This is a genomic window from Kitasatospora sp. NPDC101801, assembly GCF_044766665.1.
Lineage (GTDB): Bacteria > Actinomycetota > Actinomycetes > Streptomycetales > Streptomycetaceae > Kitasatospora.
This window is the reverse complement of sequence record NZ_JBIWML010000017.1, coordinates 53,458-69,472: the sequence shown is the minus strand read 5'-3', so window position 1 is coordinate 69,472 and position 16,015 is coordinate 53,458. Positions and strand designations below refer to the sequence as shown.

Sequence of the window (16,015 nt, the reverse complement as noted above, 5' to 3'; positions counted from 1 at the left end):
TCGCCCAGGTGTCCGCACCCTAGTTGTCATATCTTCATTCACCTGGTGTGATGATGTATATGGATATGCACAGTGCTGTGGACCCCGACGCTCCGCTGGTCCTGGTCGGCAAGGCCGACGTCAGTGCGGAGGACGTGATCGCCGTCGCGCGCGGCAACTCCCGGGTCGAGATCGGCCCCGACGCGCTCGCCGAGATGGCGACCGCCCGGGCCAGGATCGACGCGCTGGCCGCCGAGCCGCGCCCGGTGTACGGCATCTCGACCGGCTTCGGGGCGCTCGCCGTCCGGCACATCAGCCCCGAACTGCGGGCCCAGCTGCAGCGCTCACTGGTGCGCTCGCACGCCGCCGGCATGGGCCCGGTGGTGGAGCGCGAGGTGGTCCGCGCGCTGATCTTCCTGCGGATGAAGACGCTGGCCTCCGGCCGCACCGGGGTCCGCCCGCTGGTCGCGCAGACCATGGCCGCCCTGCTGAACGCCGGGATCACCCCGGTGGTCCGGGAGTTCGGCTCGCTCGGCTGCTCCGGCGACCTGGCACCGCTGTCGCACTGCGCGCTCGCGCTGATGGGCGAGGGCACCGCGTTCGGCCCGGACGGGGTCGAGCGGGACGCCGGCGAGCTGCTCGCCGAGGCCGGCATCGAGCCGATCGAGCTGCTGGAGAAGGAGGGCCTGGCCCTCATCAACGGCACCGACGGCATGCTCGGCATGCTGGTGATGGCGCTGGCCGACCTGGCCCGCCTGTTCACCACCGCCGACATCACCGCCGCGATGTCGCTGGAGGCGCTGCTCGGCACCGACAAGGTGCTCGCCCCCGAGCTGCACGGCCCGATCCGCCCGCACCCGGGCCAGGCGCTGTCCGCCGCCAACATGCTCGCCGTGCTCAAGGGCTCCGCCCTGACGGGCCATCACCAGGACGACGCGCCCCGGGTCCAGGACGCGTACTCGATCCGCTGCGCCCCGCAGGTGGCCGGCGCCGGCCGGGACACCCTGGCGCACGCCGCGCTGGTCGCCTCCCGCGAGCTGGCCGCCTCGGTCGACAACCCGGTGGTGCTGCCGGACGGCCGGGTCGAGTCGAACGGCAACTTCCACGGCGCCCCGGTCGCGTACGTGCTGGACTTCCTGGCCATCGCCGCCGCCGACCTGGGCTCGATCTCCGAGCGCCGCACCGACCGGCTGCTGGACAAGGCCCGCTCGCACGGCCTGCCGGCCTTCCTGGCCGACGACCCGGGCGTGGACTCCGGCCTGATGATCGCCCAGTACACCCAGGCCGCCCTGGTCAGCGAGAACAAGCGGCTCGCCGTCCCGGCCTCGGTGGACTCGATCCCGTCCTCCGCGATGCAGGAGGACCACGTCTCGATGGGCTGGTCCGCCGCCCGCAAGCTGCGTCAGTCGGTGGAGAACCTCGGCCGCATCCTGGCCGTCGAACTGACCGCCTCGGCCCGCGCGCTGGAGATCCGGCTCGACAACGGCAGCGGCCCGCTGGCCCCCGCCACCGCCGCCGCGCTGGCCACCGCCCGCGCCGCCGGGGTCGGCGGCGCCGGGCGCGACCGCTTCCTCTCGCCCGACCTGGAGGCCGCCGCCGCGCTGGTCGCCACCGGCGAGCTGGTCACCGCGGTCGAGCAGGTCACCGGCCCGCTGGCGTAGTGCACCTCGGGCCGGGGTGACCGGACGTCAGTTCCAGTCGCCCCGGCCCGGACGGGCGTTGCGCTGCTCGGCGCGGGCACCGACCGCCGCCGCGACGTTGACGCCGACGATGCCCGCCCAGCAGACGATCATCCCGGTCAGGTTGGCCCCGGCAGCGATCCCGGTCAGCGGGATGGCCAGCACCAGGGAGACCACCGGCAGCCGCCCGGCGGAGGACCAGCCGCCCCGGCCGCCGCGCCGCCCGTCGCCCACCCCGTGCTGGGCGAGCCCGTCGGCCACCCGCTGGTCGACCTGCGCGTCGATCCGTGCGTCCAACCGGGTCAGGAAGGAGTCGACGATCTCCGCCTCGTACTCCTTGCCCAGCTCCTTGCGGGTCTGCAGAGCCGCATCGAGGTCCTGCTTCAGATCGTCCTGGCGACTGTTCATACCGGCCATCCTGTCGTTCCGGCCACCACGGGGTCCACTCGGGGTCCACGGTTTCCGGGACGGTTCAGGGGTAAATCAGGGTCACCCTGAGAGCGATCCGCTCATCCCACTGTTCGATACCTCGTTGCCCGCATCGCGGGACTGCTGCACAGTCGTCCCGAGCACCGCCCGACCTGCCCGGAGGAAGCGCTGATGACCGCCACGGACGACACCGGTACGGTCGGCCCCTCCGCCCGGCTGCTCCAGCTCTTCGAGGGCCACCGGCTCACCCCGACCCAGCGCCGGATCGCGCACTCCCTGGTCAAGCACGCCGCCGAGGCCCCGTTCCTGTCCAGCGTCGAGGTGGCCGAACTGGCGGGGGTCAGCCAGCCCTCGGTCACCCGGTTCGCGGTCGCCCTCGGCTTCGACGGCTACCCCGCCCTGCGCAAGCAGCTCCGCGAGCTCGGCGCGGGCGAGCCGACCGCCCCCGAGTCGCACGCGGACGTGGTCCGCAACGAGCACCAGCAGGCCGTGCTCGCCGAGATCGCCCACCTGCGCCACCTCGCCGAGCTGCTCGCCGACCCCGAGCCGATCGTCCGGGCCGCCCGGCTGCTGGCCGCCTCCCGGCCGCTGCCCGTGCTCGGGCTGCGGGCCGCCTCCGCGCAGGCCCGCGGCTTCGCGTACTTCGCCGGCAAGGTGCACCCCGACGTCCGGCTGCTCGACGAGGGCGGCTCGATGCTGGCCGACCGGCTGGAGCAGGCGGTCGCCGCCGGGGCCTCGGCCCTGCTCTGCTTCGCCCTGCCGCGCTATCCCAAGGAGCTGATGGAGGCTCTGACGGTCGCCCGGGACTGCGGGTTGACCGTGCTGACGGTGGCCGACAGCGCCTTCGCCCCGGTGGCCAAGCTCTCCGACCTGCTGCTGCCGGCCGCCGTCGGCACCGGGCTGGTCTTCGACACCGCCTGCGCGCCGATGATGCTCGGGCGGGTGTTGCTGCAGACCATGTGCGACTTCATCCCGGGGGCCGAGGCCCGGCTGGAGTCGATCGAGCAGTCCGCCGCCGCCCGCGGGCTCTTCCTCGAGTAACGCCCGCTGGTGCCGTACCCGGCAAGGGCTGCCCCGTCGCGTCGTGCTCTCGGCGGGCCGTACGAAGGCCACGCGCGGCGGCCCTGCTCGGGCCTTGACCGGTGCGGCGAGAGTGCGTGCCGGACGGCGCGACGGGGTGAACCTTGCCGGGCACGGCGCTAGGCGGCCGCCACCAGGGCCACCGGCAGGGTGTCGTAGGCGGCCACGAAGTTGGAGGCCCGCCGGGCCGGCTCCCCGAGCAGGGTGATGCTGTCGACCCGGGCCAGCAACGCCTCCAGCACCAGCCGCAGTTGACTGCGGGCCAGCGCGGCCCCCAGGCAGAAGTGCCGTCCGCTGGTGAAGGAGAGGTGCGGGTTGACCGCCCGGTCGACCCGGAACTCGTCCGGGTCGGGGAACACCTCCTGGTCGCGGTTGGCCGACGGCAGCCAGAGGCAGACCAGCTCGCCGGGCGCCAGCGAGGTGCCGCCCAGCCGGGTGGGGCGCAGCACCGTCCGGGTCAGGTGCAGCGGGGGTGTGGTCCAGCGCAGCACCTCCTCGATCGCCCGGTCCACGTGCTCGGGGTGGCGGCGCAGCCACTGCCACTGCTCGGGGTGGGCGGCGAACGCGGCCAGGCCGGCGGCGGTGGCGTTCTTGGTGGTCTCGTTGCCGCCGATCGCCAGGTTGAGGCAGTTCAGCAGCACCTCCTCCCGGGTCAGCCGGTCACCGTCCAGCTCGGCGTCCAGCAGGCGGCGGATCAGCCCGTCCTCGGCCAGCTCGGCGTGGTCGAGCAGTCCGGCCAGGTGGATCAGCAGCTGACCGTTGGCGGTCGCGGTGGACCGCCGACGGACCGTCAGGTCGCCGGCCCCCGGGTCGTCGCCGCCGAGCGAGCCGCAGACCGCCCGGCTCGCCCGGTCGGCCAGGACGGCCCACTCCCGCTCGGGCAGGCCGAGCAGCAGCCCGGCCCCGGCGGACGGCACCCGGGCGGCGACCGCACCGACGAAGTCCGTCTCGCCGGCCCGGACCGCCCGCTCCACCCAGTGCTCGACCCGGTCCCGGAGCAGGCCGTCCATGGTGCGGGTGGCCGACCGGGTCAGCCCGCTGCTGACCAGCCGGCGCAGCCGCTGGTGGCGCGGCGGGTCGGTCAGCTCGATCATCCGCCCGGCGGCCGGGTCGGGTTCGCCGAGCGAGGTGTCCAGCGTCATGCCCCACTCGGAGCTGTAGCCGGCGGAGTCCCGGAGCACGGCGTCGATGTCGCGGTAGCGGGTCACCGAGTGGAACGCCGGGGCGCCGTCCCGCTCCTGCCGGGGCAGCCGGCCCGCCCGGCGCTGCTCGGCCCAGAGCCGGTACGGCGGTTCCGGCAGGAAGGCTCGGGGGTCGGAGAGGTCGGACACCGGCTGCGCGTAAGGGAGTTCAGACACCGACGGCCTCCTCGGCGAGCGGGGCCGGCAGGAAGCCGGAGGCGTGGAAGTAGTCCAGGTAGCGGTCCAGCAGCGCGGCGTCGACCGGCGGGCAGACCAGACCGCTGCCCGCCAGGTCCCGTTCGATCCCGGACCGGTCCAGCCGGGGCGAGTACCGGGTGCCGGCGAGCTCCTCGACGGTCATGCCACCCCCGGCGGCCTCGGTGGTGAACAGCGGGGCGAACGGCGCGAACGGGTGGTCCGGACGGTCCGCGAGATGGTCCAACAGGGCGTCCACCCAGGCGTGGTAGCCGATGGTGCGGACCGGGTGCCCGTACGCGCGCAGCCGCTCCACCAGGTCGCCGAGCATCGCCTCGCGCGGGTTGATCAGGTGGTAGGTCTGCCCCACGGCCGGCTGACGGGTCGCCAGGTGGACCACCGCCCCGGCCGCGAAGTCGACCGGCACCAGGTTGAGCGGCAGGTCCAACTCCGGGGCCAGCCGCAGCTCGACGATCACCTTGAAGAACTCGCAGAGCGCGGCGGCGCTGTTCCAGGTGTGCCCGGTGGTGTCCCCGGACAGCTCATACGGGCGGTGCACCACGGCGGGCAGCCCGGCCCGGGCGGCGCCCCGGACCAGCTCCTCGGCCACCCACTTGCTCTCCGTGTAGCCCATCGACAGCAGTTCGACGTGGTCGAGCGGGGTGGTCTCGGTGACCTCCCGGACGCCCGCCGCCCCCATCCCGTGCACCACCGCGACGGTGGAGACGTGGTGCAGCGGGACGGCCCGGGCGGCCGCCAGCCGGATGATCTCCTGGGTGCCGTGCACGTTGGCGGCCCGCAGCTTCTCGTACGGGTAGAGGAAGTTGACCTCCGCCCCGCAGTGGTGGATCACGTCGGCGCCACCGGCCTGGTAGTCCCACTCCAGCTCGCTCAGGCCGAGCCCCGGCTTGGCCAGGTCGCCGAGCACCGGGCGGACCCGGTGGGCGGGCAGCGGCCGGTCGATGCCGTACCGGAGCTGGGCCTCGGCGAGGCGGTGGTGGGCGTGGTCGGTGTCGCGGGCCCGGACCAGGGCGTGCACGTCCGCGTCCGTCCGGTCGAGCAGTTCGCGCAGCAGGTAGGCGCCGAAGAAGCCGGTGGCGCCGGTGAGGAAGACGTGGTGCGGGGTGCGCCAGCCCGGCCGGGGCGCGGCGGTGCCGATCCGGGGCCGGTCCCAGCTCAGGTCGGGCCGCCAGCGGTCGGCCGGGGCGGCCGGCGGCTCGGCGGCGGCGGTGCGGACCAGCTCCGCCACGGCCGCGCCGAAAGCCCCGAGCACCGGTTCGCCGAGCAGCTCGGTGACCAGCTGGTAGTTGTGCAGGTCGCTGATGCCCAGCTCCTGCTGCACCCGGGCCACCAGTTGGACGGCCAGCAGCGAGCTGCCGCCGGCCGCGAAGAAGTCCTCCGCCGGTTCGGCGCTGGCTGCGGGCAGCACCGCGGCCCAGATCCGGGCCACGGTCCCGGCCACCGACTCGGCCCCGGACTCCGGCCGGTCCGGCCCGGCGGCCCGGGCCGGCTCGGGCAGCGCGGCCCGGTCCACCTTGCCGTTCGGGGCCAGCGGCAGCCGGTCCAGCACCGTGACGGTGGCCGGGACCATGAAGGCGGGCAGCCGCTCGGCCAGGTGGGCCCGCAACTCCGTTGCGGTGGGCGCCGATCCGGGCCGGACGGCGACGTAGGCGGCCAGCTGCCGGGTGGTGCCGTCGGCGCGGGCCAGCAGCGCGGCGTCGGTCACGTCGGGGTGGGTGGTCAGCGCCCGGCGGACCTCCTCCGGTTCGATCCGGAAGCCGCGCACCTTGACCTGGTCGTCCCTGCGGCCCCGGAACTCCAGCCCGCCGTCCACCCGGCGGACCACGAAGTCACCCGTGCGGTAGAACAGTTGGGGCACACCGTCGAGCACCAGGGTGCGGAACCGGCGGGCGCTCTCCTCGGGGTTGTTCAGGTAGCCGGTGGCGATGCCGCCGCCACCGAGGTGGAGCTCGCCCTCCTCACCCACCTCGGCCGGGCCGCCGTCCGCGCGCAGGACCCGGCAGACGGTGTCGGCGATCGGGCGGCCGATCGGCACCCCGGTCGCCTCCGCCGGTACCTCGGCGACCAGGTGGGCGGTGGCCACGCAGGCCGCCTCGGTCGGCCCGTAGGCGTTCACCAGGTGCTGCGGACGCCCGAGCCGGAGCACCCGCCGGGCGGCGTCCGCCCGCAGGGCCTCGCCGCCGGTCAGGACGTAGCGCAGCCCGGCGAAGGTCTCCGGCCGCTCCTCGGCGATCCGGTGGAAGATGCTGGTGGTGAGGAACAGCGCGGTGATCCCCCGCTCCCGCACCACCCGGTGCAACTCCGGTGCGGACAGCAGCACTTCGGAGGGCACCGGCACCAGGCAGGCACCGTTCAGCAGGGTCGGCCAGAACTCCAGCACCGAGGCGTCGAAGGAGAGCGTCGCGGCGTGCAGCACCCGGTCCGCCGGCTCGGGGGCGAAGAAGCCGTTGGCCACCGAGAGCCGGGCCACCCCGCGCTGCGGCACCGCCACCGCCTTGGGCCGGCCGGTGGTGCCGGAGGTGAACATCACGTACGCCGCTGCCTCCGGCCCAGGCAGCTCGAACGGTCCGTCACCCGCCGCCTCGCCCGCCGCCAGCACCTCCCGGTAGCGCAGCACCGGCACCGCCGCGCCGGCCAGCCGCCCGGCCTCCGGCAGCCGGACCACCGCCACCGCACCGGCGTCGGCCAGCATGCCGTGCAGCCGCTCGGGCGGCAGCGCGGCGTCCAGCGGCAGGTAGCTCGCCCCGGCGTACGCCACGCCGAGCAGCGCCGCGCAGGCCTCGGGACCACGCTGCCCCAGCACCCCGACCACCGCGCCCCGGCCCACCCCGGCGGCCGCCAGGCCACGGGCGAACCGCTCGGCCAGCACGCCGAGTTCGGCGTACGTGTACCGCAGCTCGGGCCCCTCGACCGCGCACCGCTCCGGCTGTCTGCGCACCTGCACCGCGAACAGCTCGGCCAGTGACCGGCCGTACGGCTCCGTCTCCGCTGCCACCGTCGTCATCGAGTCGCTCCCCTCCGCCACCATGCCCCGGACGCCGGGAGCGTAGGGCGGGGCGGACGGGCCTGACGATCGGTCGGCCACCTGCGGTGCGCGGGGAGAAGCGCAGGTCGGACGGGGTGCCCGGACCAGGGGGCGGAGCCGCACTCTGCCAGGTCGGCCCCCGTACCCGCCGGGGTCGCAGCGCCGCGACCCAGGCGTCAGGTCAGTGCCGGTCCTTGCCGCGCCGCTTCATCGCCAGCACCACCAGGATCACCGCGGCGGCCAGCAGGCCGAGCAGCACCAGGATGATCAGGATGCCGACGACCGACAGGCCCTTCTTCTTCTTGCTCTTGGACTTCGACTTGGCCAGCTCGGTGGTCGCGACCGTCCGGGTCACCGCGGGGGCGGCGACCACCAGCACGGCGTCGCTCGGCTGCGCCCCCTGAACGGCCGTCAGGGTCAGGCTGTTCCGCGGCTGCACGCTCGCGTCGCCGGCACTGGCGGTGGTGGCGGTCAGCCCGCCGAAGGCGAGCGTCAGCGTGAGCAGTGTGGCAGCCATTCGTGTCCGCATGTTCCCCGTACCTCGTTCCCGCCCAGGCCCCTCCGGCCGGCGTCGCCGCCCACTGTGGCAGAGCGCGGGCCGCCGCGACAGCCTTGTACCTGAGCTGTGACGACCGCGGCCGGACCGCTCACGGCGGCGGCGAGGCGGGCCCGGCCAGCGCCACCGCCACCAGCGAGCGGAGGGCAGGGGCGATCTGCCCGAACGGCAGGGTGGCTTCGTCCGCGAAGAGCTCCAGCAGCCAGCCGCCCGCCGCGTTGCCACCACCCGCCGCGACCATCGCCTTGTAGCCGCTGACCATCATCATCGCCTCCTCGGCCGGGTCGTTCCCGGCCGCCCCGGCGCGCAGCGCGAACGCCCCGCCGCGCACCGTCCGGCGGGTCAGCGGGTAGTGACCGAGGTCGAAGACCGCGTCGGGCGCCTCGATCTGGGCCCGCTGGGTCTCCGCACCCGTGCTGGTCGGACCGCTGGTCATCCGGTAGACCGCGTGCCTGGAGGTGCGCATGAACTGCGAGCCGGGCGGCACGTACGAGATCCACCAGCCGACCGCGTCCAGCAGCCGGGCCGCGGTCTCGGCGACCACGGCGAGCCGGCTGATGGTGTCGGCGGGGTGGCTGGCCCGGCCGGCCCCGCTCCGGTCCAGGGCGCCGAGCACCACGGTGAGCAACTGGCCCGGGTCCGCGCTGTGCGCGGCGCCGCGGAACCGGCGGCGGTCGGCGGCGCCGATCCGGCCGGGGCGCGGGCGGCCGTCGGCACGGTGGTGCGGGTCGGCCGCGTCGGCGAGCAGCACCGTGGGGTCGGGCGAGAAGCCAGGACCGTGGCTGCGCCCGGCCACCACCGGGTGCGCGGACCGGGCACCCTTGGCCCGGTACTGCGCGGCGTCGGCGAGCCGGAACAGCCGGTCGGGGGTGGTCACCGGGCCGATCGAGTCACCGGTGGAGGCGACCCCGCAGGCGACGCCCTCGCCGTCGGCCAGCTGGAGCGCGCGGGCGCACAGCTCCTCGGCCACCGCGACCACCTCGTCGGCCTTCTGGCCCTCCGCGAGCAGGCAGAACTCGTCGCCGCCGAGCCGGGCGGCGAGCGACCCGGGGAGCCGGGCGGCGGCCAGCGAGAGCTGGTGGGCGAATCGTTCCAGCAGCCGGTCGCCGACCTCGTGCCCGAGCCGGTCGTTCACCCGCTTGAGGCCGTTGACGTCGCAGACCACCAGCGAGACCACGGTGCCGTCCCGGTTGTGCGCCTGCAGGGCGCCCTCCAGCCGGGCGTCCACCGCACGGCGGTTGGCCAGGCCGGTGAGCGGGTCGGTGAAGGCCAGCCGGCGCAGGTCGGCCAGGCGTTCGGTGGCGGCCAGACCGGCCGAGATTTGGGCGGCCAGCAGGGTGGCGTACTCGGCGTCGGAGTCGCTGAAGACGGCGAGCCCGAGCGTGCGGGCCAGGTAGAGCTCGCCCCAGGCCTGGCCGTGCAGCACGATCGGCGCGACCAGGCAGCACTCCCGGCCGCGCCGGCGCAGACCGGCGGCGCGCTGCTGGCAGAACGCGCCCGCACCGGGATGCGCGTGCGGGACGTGCGACTCGGTGCTCTCGGCGGTCTGCACCCAGGCGCGCGGCAAGCGCCCGGTGGTCCAGTGCTCCTCCAGGTAGGTGACGATCTCCGGGAAGTCGGCCACCGGGTAGGACTCGTCCTCGGGGAGTTCCTCCTCCCCCGCCGCCAGGTCGCCGTGGTTGACCAGCACCCGCAGCCGGCCGGACTCGCGGTCCCAGACCGAGACCGCCGCCATCGTCGCGCCGAGCGCGGTGGTGGCCCGGACGGCGGCCGCCCGGACCGCCTCCAGCGGGGTCAGCGCGCCCGCCATGTCCTGGGCCAGCTCGACCACCGCGCGCAACCGCCGGTCCGTCGACGGTGCCTGTACGCACTCCGCCATGGTCGCCTCGCTCACCGGCTCGCCTCGTCCCTGGTGCAGGTTGATCTGCCCGCTCTACCCCAAGGTTATGACGCATTGTTGAGAGTTTGTCTGTTTTGTCGGGGAGCTTTCGGGGTGGACCCGGGGGAATCCGGTGCCCGGGCGCCCCGCATTACGGCAGGTGGGTGCGCCCGATCCGGGTGAGCAGCCACGGTTCGACCAGCCCCAGGCCGCGGACCGGGCGGCGCCACATCGGCTGCAGGTGGAAGCGGTGCGGCCCGGCCTTCTCGGTGCCGTCCGGCTCCCCGGAGGGCTCGGCGGCGCCGCTGCCCTCCAGCGCGGCCGCGAACTCGCCGTCCAGCAGCACGGCGTCCTTGGGCGCGATCGAGGTCAGCCGGCTGGCCAGGTTGACCGTGGTGCCGAAGACGTCGCCCATCCGGGAGGTCACGGTGCCGAACGCCATGCCGACCCGCAGCGCCGGGATGTTCTCCTCGTCGGCCAGCGCCTCGACCAGGCTCAGCGCGATCTCGGCGGCGGTGGCCGGGTCCTCCGAGACGTACAGGATCTCGTCGCCGAGGGTCTTCACCACCCGGCCGCCGTGACCGGCGATCAGGTCGGAGCAGGTGTTCTCGAAGCTCTCCACCAGCTCGCCGAGCTCCTCCTCCTCCAGCCGCCGGGACAGCCGGGTGAAGCCGACCAGATCCGCGAAGCCGACCGCGAGCCGACCGCTGGTGATCTCGGTGTCCTCGGCGGCCTGCACCACCCGACCGGTGACGGCGGCGAGTTGACGCCGCCAGACGTACACCAGGAACTGCTCCAGCTCCGGCAGCAGCAGCTCGACCAGCGGGTAGGCCACCTCGGCCCTGGTCAGCCCGGGCTCGACGGCCTGGGTCAGGTTGTCCAGGAAGGTGTCCATCTGCCAGCCCGCCAGCCGGGCCGTGGTCTGGCCGGTGGAGCGGGCCACCTGGATCGCCATCGACTCGCTGAGCAGGCCGGACTCGACCAGACCGGCCAGTCGGCGGAGCGCGATCACGTCGCCGTCGGTGAGCGCGCGGGACTGGCCGATGTCGGGGAATCCCATCGCCCGCCAGAACCGGGTGGCCAGCTCCATCGGCACGTCGGCGGCCCGGGCGGCCTGGTACGGCGTGTATCTGCGCGGTGCGTCGAGGATCAGGCGCTCCAGGTCCAGCGCGACCGTCCGGCCGTCGTGGTCCGGCTCCTCGTCACCGCCGCCTGCGCGTTCCACCGGTCCGTCCCCGTGCGGTTGCCGCACTTGCCTCATGTCCTGCCTGTCCGGGGGCGACCGACCACCACGCGGGTAGTGGTGCGCCTCACACCGCTGCCAGGTGGAATCGTCGCACGGAATCCCCCGATCCGGGGCATCCGCCGGAGAGCCGACCACGGGCCGGACGCTCCCCCGTCCACGAGCCGGACGGTTTCAGAGCGCCTGCGGCCGTACGTGCACGACGTCCCCGGCGGCCACCGGCCTGCGGCTGCCGTCGGCCGTCCTGACCACCAGCCGGCCGTCCCCGTCGATCGCCACTGCCTCGCCCAACAGCTCCCGGTCGCCCGGGAGTTGGACCTTCACCTGGCGGCCCAGGGTGGTGCACCGGGCGGCGTACGCGGGCAGCAGCCCGCTCGCCTGCGGGTCACCCGCGGCGGCCACCCACTCGCCGTACAGCTCGGCGAACTCGCGCAGCAGCGACCGCAGCAGGGTCTCCCGGTCGGTCACCTCGGCCCCGGCCAGCGCCAGCGAGGTCGCGGTCGGCACCGGGAGCTCGTCCTCCCGCAGCGAGACGTTGACACCGAGTCCGACCACCACCGCGCCGTCGCTCAGCTCGGTCAGGATGCCGCCGAGCTTCCGCTCGGCCCCGCCCACGGTGACCTGGAGGTCGTTCGGCCACTTCAGACCGGTGTCCACCCCGGCCACCCGGCTCAGGGTGGCCGCGGCCGCCACGCCGACCAGGATCGGCAGCCAGCCGTACCGCTCGATCGGGATGTCCTTCGGCCGCAGCAGCAGGGAGAGGAAGAGCCCGGAGCGCGCGGGCGCCGACCACTGCCGCTCCAGCCGGCCCCGGCCGGCCGTCTGCTCCTCGGCCACCAGCACCGCGCCCTCGGCGGCGCCCGACCGGGCCCGGGCCGCCAGGTCGGTGTTGGTCGAACCGGTCTCGGCCAGCACCTCCAACGAGGTCCACAGCCCGCCCGGGGTCACCAGGTCCCGCTGCAACGCGGCCTGGTCGAGCGGCGGCCGCTCCAGGTCGGTCCAGGGGGACGGCCCGTCGTGGCCGAAGCCACGCAGACCACTGCGGCGGGGGCGGGGGTTCTCGGCGCTCTCGGTCACCGGGCCAGCGTACCGACCGGCCACCGGCTCAACCGGCTTCGCGCGGCCCGAGGATGCCGCGTTCCGCCTCGGTGATCGGCAGGTCGTTGATGCTCGCCTCCCGACGGCTCATCAGCCCGTCCTCGGCGAACTCCCACTGCTCGTTGCCGTGGCTGCGCCACCACTGGCCGGCTCCGTCGCGCCACTCGTAGGTGAACCGCACCGAGATCCGGTTGCCGGTGTACGCCCACAGCTCCTTGCGCAGCGCGTACTCCTGTTCCTTCGCCCACTTCCGGGTGAGGAACGCGACGATCTCCGCCCGTCCGGTGAGGAACTCGTCGCGGTTGCGCCAGACCGAGTCGGGTGTGTAGGCCAGTGCCACCCGCTCCGGGTCACGGGAGTTCCAGGCGTCCTCGGCCGCCCTGACCTTGGCGGCGGCACTCTCGGCGGTGAACGGCGGCAGCGGGGGCCGGGCAGCGGACATGACGGATCCTCACGGGTCGCGGCGGAAGACCGAACGACTCCACCCTAACCCTTACTCGTCATCATAGAGGTTATAGCCCCGGATCGGGCCCGGCCCCGGCCCACCCGGCCGTGAGCCGCACCATGCTGCCGCAGGAACACGCCCGAGTGCACTGTGTCGCTGGCCATAACCGGAACGCCCGCTGGCTGGCTACGCTACCCAGCGGTAGTTCGCAGCGCCGCACCTGCCCTCACGCAGTCATGCACCCGGGAGCGGCCGATGGATCAGGGAGAGCCGACCGGATGACCGAGGCGTCGCACGACCCGCACACCACCGCCGGCAAACTCGCCGACCTGCGCCGCAGGATCGACGAGGCCGTGCACTCCGGCTCCGCCGCAGCCGTCGAGAAGCAGCACGCCAAGGGCAAGCTGACGGCCCGTGAGCGGGTCCAGGAGCTGCTGGACGAGGACTCCTTCGTGGAGTTCGACGAGTTCGCCCGGCACCGCTCGGTCAACTTCGGCCAGGAGCGGAACCGGCCGTACGGCGACGGCGTGGTGACCGGCTACGGCACCGTGGACGGCCGTCAGGTCGCGGTCTTCGCCCAGGACTTCACCGTCTTCGGCGGCTCGCTCGGCGAGGTGTTCGGCGAGAAGATCGTCAAGGTGATGGACTTCGCGCTGAAGACCGGCTGCCCGGTGATCGGCATCAACGACTCCGGCGGCGCCCGGATCCAGGAGGGCGTGGTCTCGCTCGGCCTGTACGGCGAGATCTTCCGCCGCAACGTGCACGCCTCGGGCGTCATCCCGCAGATCTCGCTGATCATGGGCCCGTGCGCGGGCGGCGCCGTCTACTCCCCCGCGATCACCGACTTCGTGGTGATGGCCGACCAGACCTCGCACATGTTCATCACCGGCCCCGACGTGATCAAGACCGTCACCGGCGAGGACGTCGGCATGGAGGAGCTGGGCGGCGCCCGCACCCACAACGCCAAGTCCGGCAACGCGCACTACCTCGCGGCGGACGAGAAGGAGGCGGTCGAGTACGTCAAGAGCCTGCTCTCCTACCTGCCCTCCAACAACCTCTCCGAGCCGCCGGCCTTCCCCGAGGAGGCCGACCTCTCGGTCACCGACGAGGACCTCGAACTCGACGCCCTGGTGCCCGACTCGGCGAACCAGCCGTACGACATGCACAAGGTGATCGAGCACGTCCTCGACGACGGCGAGTTCCTGGAGACCCAGCCGCTGTACGCGGGCAACATCCTCACCGGCTTCGGCCGGGTCGAGGGCCACCCGGTCGGCGTGGTCGGCAACCAGCCGATGGACCTGGCCGGCTGCCTGGACATCAACGCCAGCGAGAAGGCCGCCCGGTTCATCCGCACCTGCGACGCCTTCAACATCCCGGTGCTGACCTTCGTGGACGTCCCCGGCTTCCTGCCCGGCACCGAGCAGGAGTGGAACGGCATCATCCGGCGCGGCGCCAAGCTGATCTACGCGTACGCCGAGGCGACCGTCCCGATGATCACCGTGATCACCCGGAAGGCCTTCGGCGGCGCGTACGACGTGATGGGTTCCAAGCACCTCGGCGCCGACCTCAACCTGGCCTGGCCGACCGCGCAGATCGCGGTGATGGGCGCCCAGGGCGCCGCGAACATCGTCTACCGCCGCGAGCTGGCCGAGGCCGCCAAGGCGGGCGAGGACGTCGACGCCCGCCGCGCCGAACTGGTCGCCGAGTACGAGGACACCCTGCTCAACCCCTACCTGGCCGCCGAGCGCGGCTACGTGGACGCGGTGATCGCGCCGAGCGAGACCCGTCGGCACATCGTCCGGGGCCTGCGGGCGCTGCGCGGCAAGCGCGAGGTCCTGCCGCCGAAGAAGCACGGCAACATTCCGCTCTAGGCGTTCACGGGGAGATGATTGAGCTATGACTCCGATTCAGGTGCTGCACGGGCAGCCGACCCCCGAGGAGCTGGCCACCGTCCTGGCGGTGGTCTCAGCCCGGGCCGCCGCCACGCAAGCCGCCGCAACGGCGGCCCGCCGCGCCGGTGGTGGCCCGGCCTCCGCGTGGAACGACCGGGCCCGGCGGATGCGGCACACGCCTAAGCCCGGCCTGAACGTCTGGCGCACCTCCGGGTGGGCCGGCTGAGGTTGAGTATCCGTACTCAAGCGTTCCGGGTGGTCCCCGGCGCACCCTGAGAGGGTGCTCTGGTCAGACCCCCGGGACGAAACATCGGCCGAGGCCCGTCGCGCCCAGCGAATGCTGCGACGGGCCGGGCTGATGCTCGCGCTCCTCGCCCTGCTGATGGGCGTCCTGCTCCTGCTGTGAGCGGTGCCGTTTGCCACGAGGTGCACCACCAGGGGCTCGGGGCTCCGCTGATGTGCGGCTCCGCCGACTTTTCGGCAGGCGCTTCGGAAGAGTCAGGGGCTCGGGGAACTGCGACGCCGGCCTCGGAAAAGGTCACGCATGCGTAGGTGGTCAGGCACTTTCGCAGTGACCCGCACGCCAGATCTCCTCGCAGTTCCCCGAGCCCCTGGGTAGTCGACCGCTGAGCGCCTACCTACAGCGCAGCCCCCGAGCCCCTGGGTAGTCGACCGCTGAGCGCCTGCCCGGAGTGCGGCCGTCTATGGTTTGCACATGAGCAACCGCGTACTCGTCCTCGCCTCCGCCTCCCCCGCCCGGCTGGGGCTGCTGCGGCAGGCGGGCCTCGACCCGCAGGTGATCGTGAGCGGGGTGGACGAGGACGCCCTGAGCGCGCCCACCCCCGCCGAGCTCGCGCTGGTGCTGGCCGAGGCCAAGGCCCGGGCGGTGGCGGGCGGGTTGACCGGCGGTCAGCTGGTGGTCGGCTGCGACTCGGTGCTGGAGCTGGACGGGCGGGCGCTCGGCAAGCCCACCGACCCGGCCGACGCGCTGGCCCGCTGGCAGGCGATGCGCGGTCGCGAGGGCATCCTGCAGACCGGCCACTGCGTGATCGACACCGCGACCGGCAAGGAGTCCTCGGCGACCGCCTCGACCACCGTCAGGTTCGGCACCCCGGACGACGCCGAACTGGCCGCCTACATCGCCACCGGCGAACCGCTGCACGTGGCCGGGGCGTTCACCCTGGACGGCCGCTCGGCGCCGTTCGTCGACGGCATCGACGGTGACCCGGGCAACGTGATCGGCCTGTCGCTGCCGCTGCTGCGACGGCTGCTGGCCGACCTCGACGTCCGGATCACCGACCTCTGGAGCTGAG

Annotated in this window: 13 protein-coding genes and 1 pseudogene; 6 read left to right on the top strand and 8 right to left on the bottom strand. The window is 73.9% G+C overall.

All coding sequences use genetic code 11. The features are described 5' to 3' along the window. Nucleotides 1–65 precede the first annotated feature (65 nt). Nucleotides 66–1,640, top strand: a complete 1,575-nt coding sequence (hutH, locus tag ACIRPK_RS20145) for a histidine ammonia-lyase (RefSeq protein ID WP_403040605.1) — start codon at nucleotides 66–68, stop codon at nucleotides 1,638–1,640. Nucleotides 1,641–1,667: 27 nt separating this feature from the next. Here hutH and ACIRPK_RS20140 read toward each other — a convergent pair whose 3' ends face one another. Next, nucleotides 1,668–2,066 carry a hypothetical protein gene (locus ACIRPK_RS20140; protein ID WP_403040604.1) on the bottom strand — a complete coding sequence of 133 codons (399 nt, stop codon included), beginning with the start codon at nucleotides 2,064–2,066 and terminating at the stop codon, nucleotides 1,668–1,670. Between the two features lie 192 nt (nucleotides 2,067–2,258). Between ACIRPK_RS20140 and ACIRPK_RS20135 the strand changes: the two genes are divergently transcribed. Beyond that, on the top strand, nucleotides 2,259–3,128 hold the full coding sequence (locus ACIRPK_RS20135) for a MurR/RpiR family transcriptional regulator (protein ID WP_403040603.1): 870 nt from the start codon (nucleotides 2,259–2,261) through the stop codon (nucleotides 3,126–3,128). A 158-nt stretch (nucleotides 3,129–3,286) separates the two neighbouring features. Here the strand turns inward: ACIRPK_RS20135 and ACIRPK_RS20130 are convergent, their stop codons facing one another. From ACIRPK_RS20130 to ACIRPK_RS20100, 7 genes and pseudogenes are all read right to left on the bottom strand, one after another. Then, nucleotides 3,287–4,525, bottom strand: a complete 1,239-nt coding sequence (locus ACIRPK_RS20130) for a cytochrome P450 (RefSeq protein ID WP_403040602.1) — start codon at nucleotides 4,523–4,525, stop codon at nucleotides 3,287–3,289. Beyond that, a complete protein-coding gene (locus ACIRPK_RS20125) occupies nucleotides 4,518–7,568 on the bottom strand; it encodes an amino acid adenylation domain-containing protein (RefSeq protein ID WP_403040601.1) in 3,051 nt (1,016 codons plus the stop codon). Before ACIRPK_RS20125 ends, ACIRPK_RS20130 begins: the two co-directional genes overlap by 8 nt. 202 nt (nucleotides 7,569–7,770) lie before the next feature. Beyond that, a complete protein-coding gene (locus ACIRPK_RS20120) occupies nucleotides 7,771–8,106 on the bottom strand; it encodes a hypothetical protein (protein ID WP_403040600.1) in 336 nt (111 codons plus the stop codon). A 694-nt stretch (nucleotides 8,107–8,800) separates the two neighbouring features. Then, a pseudogene (locus tag ACIRPK_RS20115) lies at nucleotides 8,801–10,024 on the bottom strand (diguanylate cyclase domain-containing protein); the annotation flags it as partial. 151 nt (nucleotides 10,025–10,175) lie between these two features. After that, nucleotides 10,176–11,285, bottom strand: a complete 1,110-nt coding sequence (locus tag ACIRPK_RS20110; protein ID WP_403040599.1) for an adenylate/guanylate cyclase domain-containing protein — start codon at nucleotides 11,283–11,285, stop codon at nucleotides 10,176–10,178. 156 nt (nucleotides 11,286–11,441) lie between these two features. Continuing rightward, nucleotides 11,442–12,302: a biotin--[acetyl-CoA-carboxylase] ligase gene (locus ACIRPK_RS20105; protein ID WP_403040655.1), complete on the bottom strand. Its 861-nt coding sequence runs from the start codon at nucleotides 12,300–12,302 to the stop codon at nucleotides 11,442–11,444. A gap of 70 nt (nucleotides 12,303–12,372) precedes the next feature. Continuing rightward, a complete protein-coding gene (locus tag ACIRPK_RS20100; protein WP_403040598.1) occupies nucleotides 12,373–12,807 on the bottom strand; it encodes a DUF1348 family protein in 435 nt (144 codons plus the stop codon). A gap of 281 nt (nucleotides 12,808–13,088) precedes the next feature. On the opposite strand from ACIRPK_RS20100, the gene ACIRPK_RS20095 reads away from it, so the two are divergent. From ACIRPK_RS20095 to ACIRPK_RS20080, 4 genes are all read left to right on the top strand, one after another. Then, nucleotides 13,089–14,681: an acyl-CoA carboxylase subunit beta gene (locus ACIRPK_RS20095; RefSeq protein WP_403040597.1), complete on the top strand. Its 1,593-nt coding sequence runs from the start codon at nucleotides 13,089–13,091 to the stop codon at nucleotides 14,679–14,681. A gap of 25 nt (nucleotides 14,682–14,706) precedes the next feature. Next, nucleotides 14,707–14,928 (top strand): acyl-CoA carboxylase subunit epsilon, encoded by a 222-nt coding sequence (locus tag ACIRPK_RS20090; RefSeq protein WP_403040596.1) that lies wholly within the window; start codon nucleotides 14,707–14,709, stop codon nucleotides 14,926–14,928. A gap of 54 nt (nucleotides 14,929–14,982) precedes the next feature. After that, nucleotides 14,983–15,108 (top strand): morphogenic membrane protein MmpB, encoded by a 126-nt coding sequence (gene mmpB / locus ACIRPK_RS20085; protein WP_403040595.1) that lies wholly within the window; start codon nucleotides 14,983–14,985, stop codon nucleotides 15,106–15,108. A gap of 309 nt (nucleotides 15,109–15,417) precedes the next feature. Then, nucleotides 15,418–16,014 carry a nucleoside triphosphate pyrophosphatase gene (locus tag ACIRPK_RS20080; RefSeq protein WP_403040594.1) on the top strand — a complete coding sequence of 199 codons (597 nt, stop codon included), beginning with the start codon at nucleotides 15,418–15,420 and terminating at the stop codon, nucleotides 16,012–16,014. Nucleotide 16,015 lies beyond the last annotated feature (1 nt).

What these genes read in the sequence shown, in the direction of transcription:
- hutH (WP_403040605.1), top strand. Translation starts at nt 66, where the DNA reads ATGCACAGTGCTGTGGACCCCGACGCTCCGCTGGTCCTGGTCGGCAAG.
- ACIRPK_RS20140 (WP_403040604.1), bottom strand. Translation starts at nt 2,066, where the DNA reads ATGAACAGTCGCCAGGACGATCTGAAGCAGGACCTCGATGCGGCTCTG.
- ACIRPK_RS20135 (WP_403040603.1), top strand. Translation starts at nt 2,259, where the DNA reads ATGACCGCCACGGACGACACCGGTACGGTCGGCCCCTCCGCCCGGCTG.
- ACIRPK_RS20125 (WP_403040601.1), bottom strand. Translation starts at nt 7,568, where the DNA reads ATGACGACGGTGGCAGCGGAGACGGAGCCGTACGGCCGGTCACTGGCC.
- ACIRPK_RS20120 (WP_403040600.1), bottom strand. Translation starts at nt 8,106, where the DNA reads ATGGCTGCCACACTGCTCACGCTGACGCTCGCCTTCGGCGGGCTGACC.
- ACIRPK_RS20110 (WP_403040599.1), bottom strand. Translation starts at nt 11,285, where the DNA reads ATGAGGCAAGTGCGGCAACCGCACGGGGACGGACCGGTGGAACGCGCA.
- ACIRPK_RS20100 (WP_403040598.1), bottom strand. Translation starts at nt 12,807, where the DNA reads ATGTCCGCTGCCCGGCCCCCGCTGCCGCCGTTCACCGCCGAGAGTGCC.
- ACIRPK_RS20095 (WP_403040597.1), top strand. Translation starts at nt 13,089, where the DNA reads ATGACCGAGGCGTCGCACGACCCGCACACCACCGCCGGCAAACTCGCC.
- ACIRPK_RS20090 (WP_403040596.1), top strand. Translation starts at nt 14,707, where the DNA reads ATGACTCCGATTCAGGTGCTGCACGGGCAGCCGACCCCCGAGGAGCTG.
- ACIRPK_RS20080 (WP_403040594.1), top strand. Translation starts at nt 15,418, where the DNA reads ATGAGCAACCGCGTACTCGTCCTCGCCTCCGCCTCCCCCGCCCGGCTG.